General features: G+C 65.7%; 1 protein-coding gene. It reads left to right on the forward strand.

What is annotated here, in order from left to right; genetic code table 11:
• Nucleotides 1–656, forward strand: a 656-nt coding sequence (locus tag ABD791_RS21190; RefSeq protein ID WP_345069957.1) for an IS256 family transposase, incomplete at both ends; no start/stop codon positions are given.

The following is a 656-nucleotide window of genomic DNA, read 5'->3' on the forward strand; positions in this document are numbered from 1 at the left end:
GTATCCCGCATCTGCGCCGACCTGGACAAGGAGGTCGGCGCGTTCCGGGACCGAGACCTGTCCGCCTTGGACTACCCGTACGTGTTCCTTGACGCGACGTATTGCAAGGCCCGGGTGAACCACCGGGTCGTGTCCCAAGCCGTCGTCGTCGCGTTCGGCGTCGCCGCCGACGGCCGCCGGGAGGTGCTCGGTTTCGACGTCGGTGACAGCGAGAACGAGGCGTTCTGGACCGCGTTCCTGCGCTCGTTGAAGGCCCGCGGCCTGAACGGGGTGAAACTCGTCATCTCCGACGCTCACACCGGGCTGAAGAAGGCGATCAACGTCGCGTTCCAGGGCGCCGCGTGGCAGCGTTGCCGGGTGCATTTCATGCGCAACGTCCTCGCCATCGTGCCCAAAGCGTCTCAGGAGATGGTCGCCTCGATCATCCGCACCGCGTTCGCGCAGCCCGACGCCGAGCACGTGAACGCCCAGTTTGACGAGGTCGTGCGGATGCTCGGCAAGTCGCACCCGAAGGTCGCCCTGATGCTCGACGAGGCCCGCGCCGACGTGCTCGCCTTCGCCGGATTCCCGGTCAAACACTGGCGGCAAATCTGGTCCACGAACCCAATGGAACGCGTCAACAAGGAGATCAAACGACGCACCGATGTCGTCGGCGT

The sequence above is a fragment of the Glaciibacter kafniensis genome, from assembly GCF_039538945.1.
Lineage (GTDB): Bacteria > Actinomycetota > Actinomycetes > Actinomycetales > Microbacteriaceae > Cryobacterium > Cryobacterium kafniensis.